This is a genomic window from Microbacterium deferens, assembly GCF_045517775.1.
GTDB lineage: Bacteria > Actinomycetota > Actinomycetes > Actinomycetales > Microbacteriaceae > Microbacterium.
The window spans coordinates 449,060-465,670 of sequence record NZ_JBEUWT010000001.1; the positions used below are offsets into that span (position 1 = coordinate 449,060).

16 protein-coding genes and 1 tRNA gene are annotated in these 16,611 nt (G+C 69.4%); 5 read left to right on the forward strand and 12 right to left on the reverse strand.

All coding sequences use genetic code 11. The features are described from left to right. Positions 1–41: 41 nt before the first annotated feature. The 5 genes from ABTU82_RS02310 to ABTU82_RS02330 all read right to left on the reverse strand — a co-directional run bounded on the left by ABTU82_RS02310 (position 42) and on the right by ABTU82_RS02330 (position 4,349). Complete coding sequence (locus tag ABTU82_RS02310) at positions 42–932, reverse strand: hypothetical protein (RefSeq protein ID WP_407171449.1); 891 nt, start codon at positions 930–932, stop codon at positions 42–44. 79 nt (positions 933–1,011) lie between these two features. Further along, positions 1,012–1,878 carry a type II secretion system F family protein gene (locus tag ABTU82_RS02315; RefSeq protein WP_407171451.1) on the reverse strand — a complete coding sequence of 289 codons (867 nt, stop codon included), beginning with the start codon at positions 1,876–1,878 and terminating at the stop codon, positions 1,012–1,014. After that, positions 1,875–2,732 (reverse strand): type II secretion system F family protein, encoded by an 858-nt coding sequence (locus ABTU82_RS02320; RefSeq protein ID WP_116646277.1) that lies wholly within the window; start codon positions 2,730–2,732, stop codon positions 1,875–1,877. Before ABTU82_RS02320 ends, ABTU82_RS02315 begins: the two co-directional genes overlap by 4 nt. Beyond that, positions 2,729–3,886, reverse strand: a complete 1,158-nt coding sequence (locus ABTU82_RS02325; RefSeq protein WP_240606766.1) for a TadA family conjugal transfer-associated ATPase — start codon at positions 3,884–3,886, stop codon at positions 2,729–2,731. Before ABTU82_RS02325 ends, ABTU82_RS02320 begins: the two co-directional genes overlap by 4 nt. Positions 3,887–3,992: 106 nt before the next feature. After that, positions 3,993–4,349: a nuclear transport factor 2 family protein gene (locus tag ABTU82_RS02330; RefSeq protein WP_116646790.1), complete on the reverse strand. Its 357-nt coding sequence runs from the start codon at positions 4,347–4,349 to the stop codon at positions 3,993–3,995. Between the two features lie 251 nt (positions 4,350–4,600). Between ABTU82_RS02330 and ABTU82_RS02335 the strand changes: the two genes are divergently transcribed. Further along, on the forward strand, positions 4,601–5,041 hold the full coding sequence (locus ABTU82_RS02335; RefSeq protein WP_407171453.1) for a winged helix-turn-helix transcriptional regulator: 441 nt from the start codon (positions 4,601–4,603) through the stop codon (positions 5,039–5,041). Positions 5,042–5,152: 111 nt separating this feature from the next. Here the strand turns inward: ABTU82_RS02335 and ABTU82_RS02340 are convergent, their stop codons facing one another. Then, on the reverse strand, positions 5,153–6,283 hold the full coding sequence (locus ABTU82_RS02340) for a zinc-binding dehydrogenase (RefSeq protein ID WP_407171456.1): 1,131 nt from the start codon (positions 6,281–6,283) through the stop codon (positions 5,153–5,155). 180 nt (positions 6,284–6,463) lie between these two features. Between ABTU82_RS02340 and ABTU82_RS02345 the strand changes: the two genes are divergently transcribed. Both ABTU82_RS02345 and ABTU82_RS02350 read left to right on the forward strand, forming a co-directional pair. After that, a tRNA-Leu gene (locus tag ABTU82_RS02345) sits at positions 6,464–6,545 on the forward strand. A gap of 54 nt (positions 6,546–6,599) precedes the next feature. Further along, the gene (locus ABTU82_RS02350; protein ID WP_407173279.1) at positions 6,600–7,379 is read left to right on the forward strand and encodes a DedA family protein; all 780 of its coding nucleotides are present in this window, start codon (positions 6,600–6,602) and stop codon (positions 7,377–7,379) included. Between the two features lie 18 nt (positions 7,380–7,397). On the opposite strand, the gene ku is transcribed toward ABTU82_RS02350, so the two are convergent. After that, positions 7,398–8,270 (reverse strand): non-homologous end joining protein Ku, encoded by an 873-nt coding sequence (gene ku / locus ABTU82_RS02355; protein WP_116646787.1) that lies wholly within the window; start codon positions 8,268–8,270, stop codon positions 7,398–7,400. Between the two features lie 267 nt (positions 8,271–8,537). Here ku and ABTU82_RS02360 point away from each other — a divergent pair, with 267 nt between their 5' ends. Continuing rightward, entirely contained in the window at positions 8,538–11,018 is a 2,481-nt protein-coding gene (locus ABTU82_RS02360) for an ATP-dependent DNA ligase (RefSeq protein ID WP_407171459.1), read from the forward strand. A gap of 2 nt (positions 11,019–11,020) precedes the next feature. Here ABTU82_RS02360 and ABTU82_RS02365 read toward each other — a convergent pair whose 3' ends face one another. From ABTU82_RS02365 to murI, 5 genes are all read right to left on the reverse strand, one after another. Beyond that, entirely contained in the window at positions 11,021–11,944 is a 924-nt protein-coding gene (locus ABTU82_RS02365; protein WP_407171461.1) for a cation diffusion facilitator family transporter, read from the reverse strand. Between the two features lie 68 nt (positions 11,945–12,012). Next, complete coding sequence (locus tag ABTU82_RS02370) at positions 12,013–12,891, reverse strand: glycosyltransferase family 2 protein (RefSeq protein WP_407171463.1); 879 nt, start codon at positions 12,889–12,891, stop codon at positions 12,013–12,015. A 39-nt stretch (positions 12,892–12,930) separates the two neighbouring features. Continuing rightward, positions 12,931–13,545: an RdgB/HAM1 family non-canonical purine NTP pyrophosphatase gene (rdgB, locus tag ABTU82_RS02375; protein ID WP_116646271.1), complete on the reverse strand. Its 615-nt coding sequence runs from the start codon at positions 13,543–13,545 to the stop codon at positions 12,931–12,933. Beyond that, a complete protein-coding gene (gene rph / locus ABTU82_RS02380; protein ID WP_116646270.1) occupies positions 13,535–14,281 on the reverse strand; it encodes a ribonuclease PH in 747 nt (248 codons plus the stop codon). The genes rdgB and rph overlap by 11 nt, the downstream gene beginning before the upstream one ends. 60 nt (positions 14,282–14,341) lie before the next feature. Next, the gene (murI, locus tag ABTU82_RS02385; protein WP_407171465.1) at positions 14,342–15,226 is read right to left on the reverse strand and encodes a glutamate racemase; all 885 of its coding nucleotides are present in this window, start codon (positions 15,224–15,226) and stop codon (positions 14,342–14,344) included. Positions 15,227–15,285: 59 nt separating this feature from the next. Here murI and ABTU82_RS02390 point away from each other — a divergent pair, with 59 nt between their 5' ends. Beyond that, the gene (locus ABTU82_RS02390; RefSeq protein ID WP_407171467.1) at positions 15,286–16,611 is read left to right on the forward strand and encodes a nicotinate phosphoribosyltransferase; all 1,326 of its coding nucleotides are present in this window, start codon (positions 15,286–15,288) and stop codon (positions 16,609–16,611) included.

The window sequence follows — 16,611 nt, forward strand, 5'->3', positions numbered from 1 at the left end:
AGAGATTCGTCTGTGAGTGTATCGAGTGGTGGGCAGTCCAATTACCGAGGTGCGGGCACCGGAGTGAAACCCGCCTGCGGGGAACCAATCTGAAGCTTCACGAGCGATTCATTCGTGCGGAACGCGTTCCATGTGCGGAAAAGATAGAAGAGTGCCTGCCCGGGCAGGATGCGCCGTGACGCGCCCGCCTGAAGATCGTTGGACACGCGGCGCGAGAGTGTCAGGAAAGGGTCTCCGGGGCCGTTCTGGATGCCGTCTCGGATCCGGTTGAAGAATTCGGCGGTGTCGTCGACGCTGAGTTTGTTGAACTCGAGGAACGCGACACCCATGGCACTGACCGGGAGACGCAGGTACCGGTACATGCCGCGCGCGTACCGGGCGGCGAACTCGATGTTCGGGATAGCGAGGACCGCTTCGGCCATCTCGGTCTTCGTGAGCTGCGAACTACCACCGATGTGTGACGCAGCGTGCTTCACATCGCCGGCCGTCCACGCGACATGCAGGCGGGCGATGGCGCCCACGTCCTTCGCGTCTGCCTTGTCCGCTAGGCCCGTGATGACGAGCATGTCTCCCGTGTTGCGGGCTGAGCCCGAGTCGAGCACCACAAGAGCGTCCTGGCTGATTCCACGGGCCACCAGAGCCCACGCACCCTGACCGGCAGCGACGATCGCGTGACACCGGTTCTGACCATCAATGAGTCGGCCCTCCGTGTCGAACTTGATGGCCTCCCCCGTGATCACCCAACTGTCGTTCTGGATGTCACGCACGTACCCGCCGATGCGGCTTTTCTTCACGTTCCGGTTGCGGTCGACGTTGAGGGCGAGCCACGTCGCGGCGAGCTCGGGTGTCACGAAGACGTACTCTGCGGTCTCACCGTTGGGCCCCGTCGCGAGTGATCGGGGTTGGGGTTCGGGCTTCTCGAGGGTCATCATGGGATCGCTCCTGTTGGTCTGAGTTCGTTGGAACTCAGCCAAACCCTCCGTAAGGGTGTCTCGGCCCCACTCAGAAAGCTCATATCTCGTACTTGACAGGCACGAGCATGAGGATCTCCTTCCGCCCCGCCTGCTCGATGAGCGTGCGCTTGGCGTCTTCGCGCGCATCGAAGGCCTGGGCTTGCAGCACGGCGGCGAGCGGGGCGCCGCGGTCGAGCGCGGCCACGATGTGGTCGATCGATCGCGAGACGGCGGGGATGCGGATGCGGCGACTGAGCGCCGTGAGCGCTTCGGGCAGCGGCGATCCCGTCCCGACGTCGAGCACCGTGCGGCGGAACTCCGCGGTCAGCTCCCCCGAGCCGATCTCACCCACCCGCCGGAGCGAGTCGAGGATTCCCTCGCCCGCCGCAAGGCACAGCGCCAGGAAGTCGAGCACGGTGGGGAGTTCTTCCTCGATCCGCCGCACGCGCGCGTGCGCCGCCCCCGTGAGTCGAGCGTCGCACGCCATCGCGGCCGTCACGGCAGCCGCGACGGGCACGAGACCCGCAGGGGGCGTGAGCGTGCCCGCCACGGCCATGAGCACGACGATGAGCCCGCCCGCACCGAGTCCGGCGAGCGCCCACACCATCTGACGCGCGCGGAACCCCGCAGCATCCGTCTCCCAGCCGGCCTGATCGATGCGGTGCTGTGCGGCCTCCGCCCCACCGAGCATGCGGCCGAGTCGGGCGAGTGCGTCATCCCACGCCCCGCGTAGTCCTGCGGTCGGAGGTTGGGCCGGGCCGAGACCACGCGGGTCGACGACGTCGCGGATGTAGGGAGCGATGCGGCGAGAGAGGCTCGGCGCGCTCACGCGCGGGGCGAGTGAGGCCAGGAGGCACACCCCCACCCCGAACGCGCAGCCGAGCAGCACAGCGAGGGCCGTCTCCGTGAGCAGCCCGGGGCTCACCCGAACCACCGCCGAGGTTCCGGAAGCCGACCGATGCGCAGCATCACGCGGAACGCCACCACCGACACGACCGCCCCGGCCAGGATGAGCCCGACCCCTTCGCCGCTGGCATAAGCGCGAGACCCCTCGGGGCGCAGCGCCAACAGCACGAGGATCACCCAGGGCGCGACGACCCCGAGCACGGCCGCCCCGCGGATCCACGACTGCTTCGCCTCGACCTCGCCGCGGAGGGCCGCATCGGCGCGCACCGAACCGGCGAGCGCACGCAGCACCGCCGTCAGCTCGGTGCCGCCGACCTGCCGCGCCATCCGCAGGGTCTCGATGATGCGGTCGGCGACCGGGTCGGACAACGCCGTCTTCAGTCGCGTTGCACTCGAGTCGAAATGACCGGATGCTGCCATGTCGCTGCCGAATGCGGCGAACGCGGGCCGAAGCGCGGGCGGGGCGGAGAACGCCAGGCTGGCCACGGCGTCGGGCAACGACATGCCCGCCCGCACCGACGCGATCAGCAGATCGCACACGTCGGGCCAGAGCGCGCGCCGGGTACGCAGCAGTCGGGTGCGCCGGGCGCGCAGCCACACGATCGGGGCGACCGCCGCGGCCGCACCCGAGATGAGGCTGAGCGCGGGCACCGCGGTCGCTAGCCACACGATGGCCGCCGCGAGCAATGCGAAGACCGTGCCCAGCACGACGACCACGCGCGGTCGCACCGACGCGAACCCCGCCGACTCGAGCAGCCGCAGGAGCGCGCCGTCCGGCTCCGGGGCCGAAGATGCCTGCCCGCTCGGCCACAGCCACGGCGACGCGACCAGCAGCATCCCCCCGGCCAGCAGCGCCCCCAGCACGAGCGTCACGATCGACCCGCCCGATACAGCGACCGCACCTCGGCGGCATCGCCCACGAGCCGCCCGGTCGGAGTGACGATTTCGAGCACCCGTCGCCGGCCGCGCGCATCGCGTCCGCAGTGCGCGACGAGATGCACCGAGCGGGCGACGGCCGAGAGCACGAACTGCGCGTCGATGTTGCGTCCGGCCAGGAGCGGCAGAGCGGCGAGCTTCGCCAGGGCCTCCGCCGCGGAGTTCGCGTGGATCGTGGCTGCCCCCGGCACGCCCGTATTGAGCGCGAGCAGCAGATCGAGCGCCTCGGCGTCGCGCACCTCGCCGACGACGACGCGATCGGGGCGCATGCGCAGCGCCTCCTTCACCAGCCGCCGGAGAGTGACCTCTCCCCCACCCTCGAGACTCGGCTGGCGCCCCTGCAACGCGACGAGGTCGGGCGCATCGATGGCGAGCTCGAACGTCTCCTCGACCGTCACGATGCGCTGGGAGCGGGCGGAAGCGGCGACGAGCGCCGCGAGGAGCGTCGTCTTCCCCGCATGGGTCGGCCCCGACACGAGGATGCTGCGCCCCTGCCGCATCGCATCGACGAGCAGGTCGGCGGCCTCCGGAGCGAGCGACCCCGTCGCGACCAGACGCCCCACATCGCGGAAGGCCGGGAGGAACTTCCGGATGTTGACGGCCCAGTGCCGTCGGGTGATGTCAGGGATCACGACGTGCAGCCGCGACCCGTCGGGCAGCGACGCGTCGACGAACGGCTGGCTGAGGTCCACGCGGCGACCGCTCGTGTGCAGCATCCGCTCGACCAGGTCTCTCACCGCACTGTCGGTGAGCGACACCGGCACCCGCTCGGCCACCCCTCCGCGCGCGACGAACACCCGATCGGGGGCGTTGAGCCACACCTCCTCGACCGTGGGGTCGTCGAGGTACGCCTGGAGCGGCCCGTACCCGGTGAGCTGGGCGAGCACGTCGCGCACGCACGCCCCCTCGTCGTCGACAGGCGGGATCCCCCTCGCGAGGGCGAAGTCGTTGTGCCGTCGCACCTCGGAGCGGATCACCCGCTCCGCGTACTCCGGATCACGGGCCGGATCGCTCTCCTCGGCACGCAGCCGCTCGCGCACACGCTCGACGACCTCCGCTGTCGCGGTGGGGGAAGCGATGGCGAAGCTCACGCCCAGCATCCTGGCAACAACGCAGCCCAGGGCGGCCGAGGTTGTCCACAGCACGCATACATCCCCTCATGCACGCGCATCCCGGATCCCGACCACGGGTGGGCGATCAGACGTCGATCACCAACCGGCTGATGGACTCGCCCCGAAGGTCGAACTCGTAGCGGAGGGTGACGGTGCCGCCCGGGAAGTTCCCGTCCAGTCGAACCCTCACGACCGGGTGAGTCTCGTCGGCGATCTGCTGACCGATGCGGGTACTGGTGTAGGCGTACTCGGTCGACGACCTCTCGATCCAGGTGGTGATGGCATCGATCCCCTCGTAGGTCTTCCCGTCGTCGATGACGGTCGCGTCGGGTGCGAACATGGCCGCAGCATCGGCGTGACGATTCTCGTCACGTGCGTCGAGGTAGGCGACCGCCGGTGACGGCACGGTCTCGGGGTCGTAGGCGGTGAAGATGTCAGTCACGATGTTCTCCGTTTCGCGCGGGGCGGGCGTGGTCGTCAGATGGTGCCGGTCGTTCCGTCGTCGGTCGTCGTGTCGCGCCAGGGCGCCGGCCGCGGCATCCTTACTTCTGTTTTCGCAGTCACTGTCACTGCTACATTAGCAGTCGCTGGCGGGGCGGGAACCGCCGTCGGCCCGACCGCCCATCCGGAAATGAGGAGCCCGTGACTGCGCACATCCGAGCCGAGGACCGCGAGTGCCCCCTGTCGACGGCGATGTCGTACGTCGGCGAGTGGTGGACGATCTTGATCCTGCACGACTGCTTCGACGGCTTCACCCGGTTCGACCAGTTCGAGGCGAACATCGGCTTGTCCTCCAGCATGCTCACCACCAGGCTCAAGACCCTGGTCGAAACCGGCATCCTGGCCAAGCGCGCGTACCAGGCGCGGCCCGTCCGGCACGAGTACGTGCTCACCGACTTCGGCCGATCTCTGCGGCCGATCCTGGTGGCGATGGCCGCGTGGAGAAACGAGCAACTGGCCCCATCCGAACGGGCGATGATCCTCGTCGACACCGAAACCGGACGCGAAGTGGATCCGCAGACGATCGATCCCGTGTCCGGTATGACCGTGTCCGACCCGCGTTTCGCGTTCCGCGCCGGCCCCGCAGCGGGCGAGCAGATGCGCGCACGTTATGCCCTCTCAGACATGACCTGACAGACGCCGACGCGGAGGCGCAACCACCGCAAGCGCACCCGCGCGTCCAAGACCCGGGCGAGGTGGGCCGGCCCCGTCAGCCCCCGGTCGCGGGCGACCGTGGGATCGCACTCATCCCATCACGATGACCGCGCGCCCGGTGATCTCGCCGCGAGCGAGCGCCTGGAACGCCTCGTCGACGTCGGCGAGCGCGTACCGCCGCGTCACGAGACGATCGGCGTCGAAACCGCCGTTCGCGGCGAGGTCGACGACGGCGGGGAGGTCTTCGCGAGTACGGGCGCCGAACGAACCCGTGATCGTGTATCCGCGGCGCACGAGCGGTGTGATCTCGACCTCGGCGGTAGCGTTGCCCGCGGCGATCCCGATCGCGACCATCCGTCCGCCGTCGGCCAGCAGGGAGACGGCCTGACGGAAGGTCTCGGGCCGGCCGAGGGCCTCGAAGGCCACGTCGACCCCGCGCCCGTCCGTGATCTCGCGCACCGCGGCCGCGACGTCGTTCTCGCGGGAATTGACGGCGTGCGTGGCTCCCAGCGCGAGTGCGGCGTCGAGCTTGTCGTCTGCGACGTCGATCGCGATGACGGGGTAGGCCCCCGCGGCGGCCGCGACCTGGATCACCCCGCTGCCGATGCCCCCGACGGCCACCACGGCCGCGGACTGTCCCTCGATCAGTGCGCCCGCCCGGCGCACGGCGCCGTAGGCGGTGAACGCCGCACACCCGAGCACCGACGAGGTCACCGGATCGAGGCTTTCGGGCAACGGCGCAAGAGCCGACAGCGGCACGACCGAGTACTCGGCCAAACCGCCCATCGAGTACATGGCCAGAAACGACCCGTCATCGAGGCTCAGCCGGCTCTCACCGTCGTAGAGCGTTCCGCGCAGGCGGTTCTGGGCGAAGAAGTTCTCGCACATGTCGTCTCGGCCCTGCAGGCAGTACCGGCACTCGGTGCAGGGCATGATGAACGCGCCCACGACGGTGTCGCCCACCGACAGCCCGCGGGTGTCGGTGGTGCCCTCGCCGAGCGACACGATCGTGCCCGTGATCTCATGGCCGAGCACCGCGGGACGGGGGAATGCGACCTCGCCCTTCATGACGTGAAGATCGGTGTGGCAGACACCGCACGCGATGATCTTCACGAGAGCCTCACCTGCGCGCGCGACAGGAACGGGAATGTCCATCACTTCCAGCGCCGCCGCGTCACCGCGCAGCACCGCCGCCCGCATCATCCGTTGCGCATCAACCATGGTTCACATCTCCTCATCGAGAACTGTCTGACGACCAGTGTCTCAGGCTGCCTGAATAGTGATCGGGCCGTCTGCGCTGGGCGTCACCGGCCGAGCATCGTGGAGCGCGAGAGCGGCGCCGTTCGCCGTGAATTCACCCGCCATATCCGTACGCACGCCTCATTTAGACTGATCGCACCCGCGGGAGTGGTGAAATCGGTAGACACGCAGGATTTAGGTTCCTGTGCCTTCGGGCGTGGGGGTTCAAGTCCCCCCTTCCGCACAACGGCCCTAGCGGCCACCCACCTATCGGCCCTACACCTCCGAGGCATCCGTGATCCAGCATTCCGCGCTCATCCCCTGGCTCGATCCGGCTGCGATCATCGACGCCGCGGGGCCCTGGGCCCTGCTCGTGGTGTGCCTCATCATCTTCGCCGAGACCGGCCTGCTGATCGGGTTCCTGCTCCCGGGCGACACTCTGCTCGTGCTCGCGGGGCTTCTGTCGAACCCGACGACGCACCCCCCGCACGGCGTGTTCGGGGTGAACGTCTGGGTCGTCGGCCTTCTGATCGGGTTGTCGGCGTTCGTCGGAGGCGAGGTCGGATACCTCATCGGCCATAAAGCGGGGCCCGCGATCTTCGAGCGCAAGGATTCCGGCATCTTCAGCCGGAAGAACGTCGAACGCACGAATGAGTTCTTCGAGCGTTTCGGCGCGGCCACGGTGATCCTCGCGCGTTTCGTGCCGATCGTCCGCACGTTCGCACCGATCGCCGCCGGCGTCGGCCACATGAACAAGTGGAAATACACGCTCTACAACTTCATCGGCGCCGTGATCTGGGGTTTCGGTCTGACGATCTTCGGCTTCCTCATCAGCCTGATCCCGGGCGTGGGTGAGTTCGTCGCCGAATACATCGACGTGTTCCTGCTCATCGCGGTCGCCGGTACGGCGCTGTTCATCGCTTTCAACTTCCTGCGCGAGCGCGCCCAGGCGAAGAAGGCGGAGCGCACGGGCGATGCGGTGACCGACCGCACCGAGGCGCAGGAACTCGCTCTCGACGAGGACGTCGTCGAGCACGGTCGCCACACCCCGACCGACGGCGACGCGCCGAAGGTCTGACGCCGCAGCATCCGCCCCCTAGGAAGCCTTCTTCTTCGCCGCGGGCTTCTTCGCGGCCGGCTTCTTCTCCGGCGCCTTCTTCTCGTCGCTCGACCCGCCGCGCGCTGCCCGACTGCGCTCGACGCTCGCACGCAGGGCCTCCATGAGGTCGATGACCTCTCCCCCGTCGGATGCTTCTTCCTGCTCGCCGAACGTCGCCGCGGTGTCGAGCGCGTCGCCCTGCTCGAGCTTCGCGTCGATCAGCGTGCGCAGTTCGGCCTGGTAGTCGTCGGTGAACTCCTCCGGGTCGAAGTCTTTCGCGAAGCTCTCCACGAGAGATGCTGACATCTCGAGCTCTTTCGCCGAGATCCGCACCGATTCGTCGAGCGACGCGAACGACGCCTCGCGTACCTCGTCGGCCCACAGCAGCGTCTGCAGCACCAGCACGTCCCCGCGCACGCGGAGCGCAGCGAGGCGCGTCTTCTGGCGCAGAGAGAAACGCACGATCGCCGTGCGCTCGGTCTGCTCGAGGGTCTTGCGCAGCAGCACGTAGGCCTTGGGTGAGGTGGAATCGGGCTCGAGGTAGTAGGCCTTGTCGAGGATGAGCGGATCGACCTGCTCGCTCGGCACGAACTCCACCACGTCGATCTCACGGCTCTTCTCCGACGGCAGCGCATCGAAGTCGTCCTTCGTGAGCACCACCGTCTGCTCACCGTCGTCGTACGCCTTGTCGATATCGGCGAACGGCACGACCTCGCCGTCGATCTCGCAGATGCGCTGGTAGCGGATGCGCCCGCCGTCCTTGTTGTGCACCTGGTGCAGCGAGACGTCGTGATCCTCGGTGGCCGAGTAGACCTTCACCGGCACGTTCACGAGCCCGAACGTCAACGCGCCCTTCCAAATCGCCCTCATGTTCCCAGTGAACAGCAGTCACACCCGTCACGGCTATCCCCTTGCGCCTTGCGCCTTGCGTCGCCCTTCGCCGTCGATCTTCGAACAGGGCGGGTGCGCGCGATCGCTGTGCACGAACTCAGGATGAGAATTGCGCATGGCCCGCGGCGGCCCGGGATTCCGGCATCCGACCCGCAAGCCCCTCGATTCATCCTGAGTACGGACGAAAAGGGACGGCGCATCGAGGGCGTCGGGGGGCGGATGCGGCGGCGGGGCTAGCGTGGACCCATGGCGGGCGGCGAGCAGACGGTGCGGATCGACGGCCGCCGCCTGCGCATCACCAACCTCGACAAGGTGCTGTACCCCGAGACGGGCACCACCAAGGGCGAGGTGATCGACTACTACAGCCGCATCGCACCGTTCCTCATCCCCCACGTCGCCGGCCGCCCCGTCACGCGCAAGCGGTGGCCCGACGGCGTGGGCACCGACGCGCAGCCGGGGATGTCGTTCTTCGCGAAGGACCTCGAGGCCGGAGCACCGTCGTGGGTCGCGCGGCGCGCGATCGACCACTCGACCGGAGCCAAGGACTATCCGCTCGTCACGGAGCGAGCGACCCTCGTCTATCTCGCCCAGGTCGCCAGCCTCGAGCTGCACGTACCGCAGTGGCGGTTCGCTCCCGACGGCGACAGGGGGCCGGCCGACCGGCTCGTGCTCGACCTCGACCCCGGACCCGGTACCGGGCTCGCCGAGTGCGCGGAGGTCGCTCGGTGGGCGAAGGCGATCCTCGGCGGCATGGGGCTCGAGGCTCTGCCGGTGACGAGCGGCAGCAAAGGGATCCACCTCTACGCACCGCTCCCGGGCGACCAGTCCAGCGATGCGATCACGGCACTGGCGAAAGAGCTCGCCCGCGCGATCGAGGCCGACCATCCCGAGCTCGTCGTCAGCCAGATGGCGAAAGCGGCGCGACCGGGCAAGGTCTTCATCGACTGGAGCCAGAACAACGGCGCGAAGACCACGATCGCCCCCTACTCCCTGCGAGGCCGCTCGCTACCGACGGTCGCCGCGCCCCGCACGTGGGAGGAGCTCGACGATCCCGCCCTGCGCCACCTGCAGTTCGACGAGGTGCTGGACCGCGTGGCGGATGCCGGTGACCCGATGGCCGACCTCGGCTTCCGCGCGGGGGCCCGGCATGCCGATACCGGTCCTCTGTCGGAGTACATCTCCATGCGCGCCGCCGGCAAGACGCCCGAACCGGTGCCGTCGAATCCGCTCGGGGCCGCAGCATCCGAGGGCCTCCCCGTTTTCGTCATCCAAGAGCATCACGCCACACGCCTGCACTGGGATCTCCGGCTCGAGCGCGACGGCGTCCTCGCCAGCTGGGCGGTGCCCAAGGGCGTGCCCCCGAGCGCGAGCCGCAACAATCTGGCCGTGCAGACCGAGGACCACCCGATGGAGTACGCCGCCTTCTCGGGCTCGATCCCGGCGGGCGAATACGGCGCGGGCACGATGACGATCTGGGACGAAGGCCGCTACGAGCTCGAGAAGTGGCGCGACGACGAGATCATCTTCACCCTCGAGGGCCGAGCGGGCGGTCCTCTCGGACGCGTGCGCCTCGCCCTCATCCGCACCGACGGCACGGGGGCGAAATCGACGTGGCTGCTGCATCGGATGAAGACGGATGCGGCGGGCCGGCCCCAACCCGAAGGCCAACCCGTCGTGCCCATCGATGAGACCGACGATGACGAGCAACCCCACGATCACGGACCGGTGGCACAGACGACTCCCCCGGCCTCCGACCTCGCCCCGATGATCGCGACCTCGGCGACGCGGGGCCTCGCCCGCGACGCGGCACGGCGCTGGGCCATCGACGGGCACCCGTGGGTGGAGATGAAATGGGACGGCGTCCGCGCCATCGGCCTGTGGGACGGCTCGCGCCTGCGGCTGCGCGCCCGCAGCGGCGCCGACATCACCGCGAAGTATCCCGAGCTCAGCGCCACCGACCTGGGTCTCGGGTCCGATCCCGCGGTGATCGACGGCGAGATCGTCGCCCTCGATGAGAAGGGCCGTCCGAGCTTCCCTCTCCTGCAGGCGCGCATGAACCTGCAGAAACCGCGCGAGATCGCTCGGGAAGCACCGCGCACCCCGGTGAAGCTCTACCTGTTCGACGTGCTGTCGTTCCGCGGCGAAGACACCGCCGGATCACCTCTCGCCGAGCGCCGCCGCATCCTGGAATCGCTGGCCGAGGGTGCCCACGACCCGGTCGTTCTGCCCCCCGTCTTCGACGACCTCGACGCGGCTCTCGAGACGAGCGAGCTGTTCGGCCTCGAGGGAGTGATGCTGAAAGATCCGCGATCGCGGTATCGCCGCGGAGTGCGGTCGGAAGAGTGGCTCAAGGTCAAACTCACCCGCACGCAGGAGGTCGTGATCGGTGGCATCCGACCCGGTAAGGGCGGGCGCTCGGGCTCGATCGGATCGTTGCTCGTCGGCGTCCCCACACCCGACGGACTCGCCTACGCGGGCCGGGTCGGCTCGGGCTTCAGCGAGTCGACGATCGCGCGCCTGGAAGAAGTGTTGCGGCCGCTGCGCACGACCGCGGTGCCGTTCGTCGACGTGCCGTCCGCCGACGCCTCCGACGCCCTGTGGGTGCGACCCGAACTCGTCGGCGAGGTGGAGTTCGCGGAGTTCACACCGGGAGGCATCCTGCGTCAGGCGCGGTGGCGGGGCCTGCGACCCGACAAACGCCCCGACGAGGTCGTGCGCGAATCCTGACGTCAGGCGTGACGGGCGTCGTCGTGCTCGACGTGGCCGGCGGGTTCGAGCTGGAAGGTCGAGTGCTCGACGTCGAAGTGCGTCGCGAGGCACCCCTGCAGCTCGTGCAGGATGCCGCCCGCGCGACCGCCGCGGAAGTCGTCGTCGTCGACCACGACGTGGGCGCTCATCACCGGGGCTCCTCGGGTGAGCTGCCACACGTGCACGTCGTGCACATCGACGACCCCCGGGGTCGACAGGATGTGCTCGCGGATCTCGCTCACCTGCATCCCCTTCGGCGTGCCCTCGCTCAGCACCGACGCGACCTCGCGCAGCAGACCGATGGCACGCGGCACGATCATGGCCGCGATGAGGAGAGATGCGACGGCGTCGGCCTGCATCCACCCCGTGAACAGGATCACGACCGCGGCGATGATGACCGCCGCCGAACCGAGCAGATCGCCCAGCACCTCGAGGTACGCGCCGCGGACGTTGATGCTGCGCTTCTGCGCCGAGCTCAGCAGCCACATCGCGGCCGCGTTCGCGAGGAGGCCGATGACGGCGACGACGAGCATGAGACCGCCCGTCACCTCGGCGTCGGCGGGTTCGAGGAGGCGCCGCACGCCCTCCACCGCGACCCAGACCGCCAGCACGATGAGGATCACTCCGTTGACGAGCGCTCCGGCTACCTCGGCACGCTGATAGCCGAAGGTGCGTCGGTCGTTGGCCGGGCGCGCGGCCACGGCGCTGGCGATCAGCGCGATGACGAGGGCCGCAGCATCCGTGAACATGTGCACGGCGTCGGCGAGCAGCGCAAGCGAGCCCGACAGGACGGCGCCGACGATCTGCACGACCATGACGATCGCGGTGATCGACAGCGAGAGCGCGAGCAGACGCCGGTTGCTGGCGCCTCGGAGGCCGCCGCTCGGGCTCGCGTGATCGTGCATGTTCCCAGGCTAGAGCCGGTGCACCCCCGCCAGGCGGACTTCCGCGCTGTCGGGAACGATGACGATTCTCAGTCCGGCACGGCGGCCGCGGCGGCCTGGGCGTGGTGCTGGCCGCCGGTCTCGGGAAGGCTGATGCCCGCGTGGCCTCGGCGGGCCTGGATGCGTCGCTCGGCGTGCAGCGCAGGATACGTTCCGAGCAGCACGACCATGGGCGTGAGCAGGCGAACGTCGTGAATGCCGTGCAGTCGGTACGTGCGCTCGAACCGCTCGACGTAGAAGCGGAAATCGCGCGGGCTGTCGTCGAGGCGACGGGCCGACATCCCGGCGACCATGGCCGAGACGTATCCGACCTTGAAGCCGTTCTTCGCGAGGTGCACCGAGAGGTCGAGGTCTTCGTGCATGAGGTCGTCGCGGTCGGCGCAGACGTCGTCGCGAACGCCCAGCCATGCGTTCTTGGTGAGCGCCATGTTGCTGCCGAAGAGGAAGACGTACTCACCGGCGAGCTTCACCTGCAGGCGGCGGAACGCGTCGTCGGCCTGGTGTCCGAATCCGCGCAGCGGCATGTCGTAGTACTCGACCGAGCCGGAGGCGGCGTCGAAGTCGCCGGTGGCGAAGGCGCCCTTGACCTGCTCCACCCAGTCGGCGGCGAGCGCAGAGTCGGCGTCGATGCGTCCGATCACGTCACCGGTGGCCGCATCGAACCCGGCGTTGCGCGTGGGGGTGATGCCCTGCTCGGCGTCCTGGCGGACGAGCCGGATGTTGGCCTCGGGGAACGCGACGCTCATCGCCTCGACGATCTCGGCCGTGCGGTCGGTCGAGCGGTTGTCGACGACGACGATCTCCTCGGCGGCGACCGTCTGCTCGATCGCGGCGAGCAGACAGTGCCGGATCGTCTCCTCCTCGTTGTAGGCGGGGATGACGATCGAGACGGTGGGGGTCGCAGCCATGTTCAGACCGTAGCGGATGCGGTCGAACCGCTGCTCGACCTACAGCGTCTCGAGCAGCGGACCGAGGGCGACGAACGCGCGCGCCCGGTGCGAGGCCGCGTTCTTCTCCGCCGCACTCCATTCACCGACCGTGCGCTCCGCAGCGGGGTCTTGACCGTCGGGCACGAAGATCGGGTCGTACCCGAATCCGCCGTCTCCGGATGCTTCGGAAGCCAGCCGACCCGGCCACACACCCTCCACGACGTGCTCGGGGCCGTCGGGAACGACGAGCGCGATCGTGGAGACGAACTGCGCGGTGCGGTGCGGGTCGGCGACGTCGGAAAGCTGATCGAGCAGCAGGCGCAGGTTCGCGCCGGCGTCTTTCGCGTGCCCCGCCCAGTACGCCGAGAACACGCCGGGCGAACCGCCCAGCACATCGACGCACACCCCCGAGTCGTCGGCGAGGGCCGGAAGACCCGTGTGCGCTGCGGCCACACGAGCCTTGATGAGCGCATTCGCGGCGAAGGTGACTCCGTCCTCGACCGGCTCGGGACCGTCGTACCCCACGACCTCGAGGTCAGGACGCACCCGCGCGACGATCCCGGCGAACTCCTCCACCTTGTGCGGGTTGTGCGTCGCCAGAACGACCCGGCGCGCCGCCCCCTCAGCCCTCAAGGGACGTCTCCAGCGCGGCCGTCTGGATGTCGCGCAGGTCGCCGCATCCGTTCACGCCCAGCTCGAGCAGGCGGTCGAGCTCGGCCTTGTCGAACGGCGCGCCCTCTGCCGTGCCCTGCACCTCGACGAAGAGACCGCGGCCGGTGACGACGACGTTCATGTCGGTCTCGGCGCGCACGTCCTCGACGTAGGCGAGGTCGAGCATGGGCGTCTGGTCGACGATGCCGACCGAGATGGCCGACACCGAGTCGAACAGCACCTCGGAGCGCTGCGCGATGAACTTCTTGCGGCGTCCCCACTCGATCGCGTCGGCCAGGGCGACGTAGGCCCCCGTGATCGCGGCGGTGCGGGTGCCGCCGTCGGCCTGCAGCACGTCGCAGTCGATGACGATCGTGTTCTCGCCGAGCGCCTTGGTGTCGACGACGGCACGGAGCGCCCGGCCGATCAGACGCGAGATCTCGTGCGTGCGTCCGCCGACCTTGCCCTTGATGCTCTCGCGGTCGTTGCGAGAGTTGGTCGCGCGCGGCAGCATCGCGTACTCGGCCGTCACCCAGCCCTTGCCCTTGCCGGTGAGCCAGCGCGGCACGCCGTTCGTGAACGACGCCGTGCACAGCACGCGCGTGTTGCCGAAGGAGATCAGCGCGGAGCCCTCGGCGTGGGCCGACCAGCCGCGCTCGATCGTGACCGGACGCAGCTGGTCGAGCGCGCGCCCGTCGGCGCGGGTGATGTCGGTCATTCGGTTCTCCTCAGGATAGGAATGTGCCACTTTCCGGACACGGTCGGTGGATGCGGCGGCTCAGCGTCGCGGCAGGTCTCGGGGTGACGCTGTCGAGCGCGAAAGGTCGTCACGGGCAGCCTCTCGGGCCTCGATGATCGGGATCGTTCCGGTCTGCACGAGCTGCACCTCGGTGACCTCGCGTCCCATCAAGCGATGGGCGAGGTCGAGGAACTCGTCGGCCGACGCACCGGTGGCTTCGTACACGTGGGTGGGTATCGAATCAGGACCGGCGAGGAGATCGCGGCTCACCAGCTGCCGGTACACGTCCTTCGCCGTCTCGGTGTCGCTCGAGACCAGGCTCACGTCGGGACCCATCACGTAGGAGATCGCGCCCTCGAGGAACGGGTAGTGCGTGCAGCCGAGAACGAGGGTGTCGACCCCGGCGTGACGCAGCGGCGCGAGGTATTCCTCCGCCGTGGCGAGCACCTCGGGCGACTGGGTCACCCCCGCCTCGACGAACTCCACGAACCTGGGGCACGCCTCGGCGAAGACCGTGAGGCGCTCGTTCACCTCGAGCATGTCCTGGTACGCGCCCGACCCGATCGTGCCGGCGGTGCCGATCACTCCGATGCGGCCGTTGCGGGTCGTGGACATCGCGGTGCGCACGGCCGGTCCGATGACCTCGACGACCGGCACGTCGTACCGTTCGCGGGCATCACGGAGCATGGCCGCCGAAGCGGTGTTGCACGCGATGACGAGCATCTTCACGCCCTGCTCGACCAGCGTGTCGAGCACCTCGAGCGAATACCGGCGCACGTCGGCGATGGGCTTGGGCCCGTAGGGCGAGCGCGCCGTGTCGCCGATGTAGCGGATCGACTCACGCGGCAGCTGCGCCGAGATCGCCCGGGCGACGGTGAGACCACCCACTCCGGAGTCGAAGATCCCGATCGGTGCGTCGTCCACAGGACCCCAGCCTACCCGCCGACTCCTGCGACCCGCCGGCGCGCGGGTATGGTGGCCGGATGAGCGCTCGTACGGCCCTGCACACCGACCGCTACGAGCTCACGATGCTTGACGCCGCTCTTCGCGACGGCACCGCCGATCGGCGCTGCGTCTTCGAGGTCTTCGCCCGCCGGCTCCCCGGGGGGCGCCGATTCGGCGTCGTCGCCGGAACGGGACGTCTGCTGTCGCTGATGCGCGACTTCCGCTTCGGTGACGAGGAGCTGCGCTTCCTGCGCGACGAGAGGGTCGTGGATGCAACGACCCTCGACTACCTCGCCGACTATCGATTCACCGGCACCATCAGCGGCTACCGCGAGGGCGAGCTCTACTTCCCGGGTTCGCCGATCCTCGAGATCGAGGGCACGTTCGCGGAGGCCGTGCTGCTGGAGACCCTCGCGCTGTCCGTGCTGAACCACGATTCGGCGGTCGCCACCGCCGCCGCACGCATGAGCATCGCCGCCGGCGACCGCCCGCTCGCCGAGATGGGCTCGCGACGCGCGGGCGAGCAATCGGCCCTCGCTGCGGCTCGGGCGGCCTACATCGCGGGGTTCGGGGCGACCAGCAATCTCGCGGCGGGCCTCCGATGGGCGATCCCGACGATGGGCACGGCAGCGCACTCCTGGACCCTGCTGCACGACACCGAGGAAGAGGCGTTCCGCTCGCAGGTCGCCGCTCTCGGCCCCGGCACCACTCTGCTCGTCGACACCTATGACATCCCCACCGGCGTCGCGACGGCGGTGCGCGTGGCCGGCACCGACCTGGGCGGCGTGCGCATCGACTCGGGAGACCTGCCCACCGTGGCTGCGCAGGTGCGTGAGCTCCTCGATGATCTGGGAGCGACGCGAACGCGCATCACCGTGACCAGCGACCTCGACGAGTTCGCCATCGCCGCTCTCGCGGCCTCCCCCGTCGACGCCTACGGGGTGGGAACGTCGGTGGTGACCGGTTCGGGAACCCCCACGGCCGGCATGGTCTACAAGCTCGTCGCGCGGCAGGACTCCGACGGCGGGTGGGTCTCGGTGGCGAAGCGCTCGGCCGACAAGGCGAGCGCGGGCGGCCGCAAAGCCGCGTTCCGCACCCTCGACGACGGTGTCGCGACGAGCGAGCTGATCGTGGTCTCCGATGGGTTCGAGAAGGTCGCGGATGCTGCGTCGCATCCCTCCGCGCGTGCACTGCACGCGCCCCTCGTGGTCGGCGGGGAGATCGACGAGGCGGCGGAGGGTCCGGCCGGAGTGGCCGCTGCCCGCGCACACCACCTGCGCGTGCGGGAGGAGCTGCCGGTGCGCGGTCTGGCGCTCAGCCGTTCCGAGCCGGCGATCCCGACCGTCTTCGCCGAGGCCGACTGA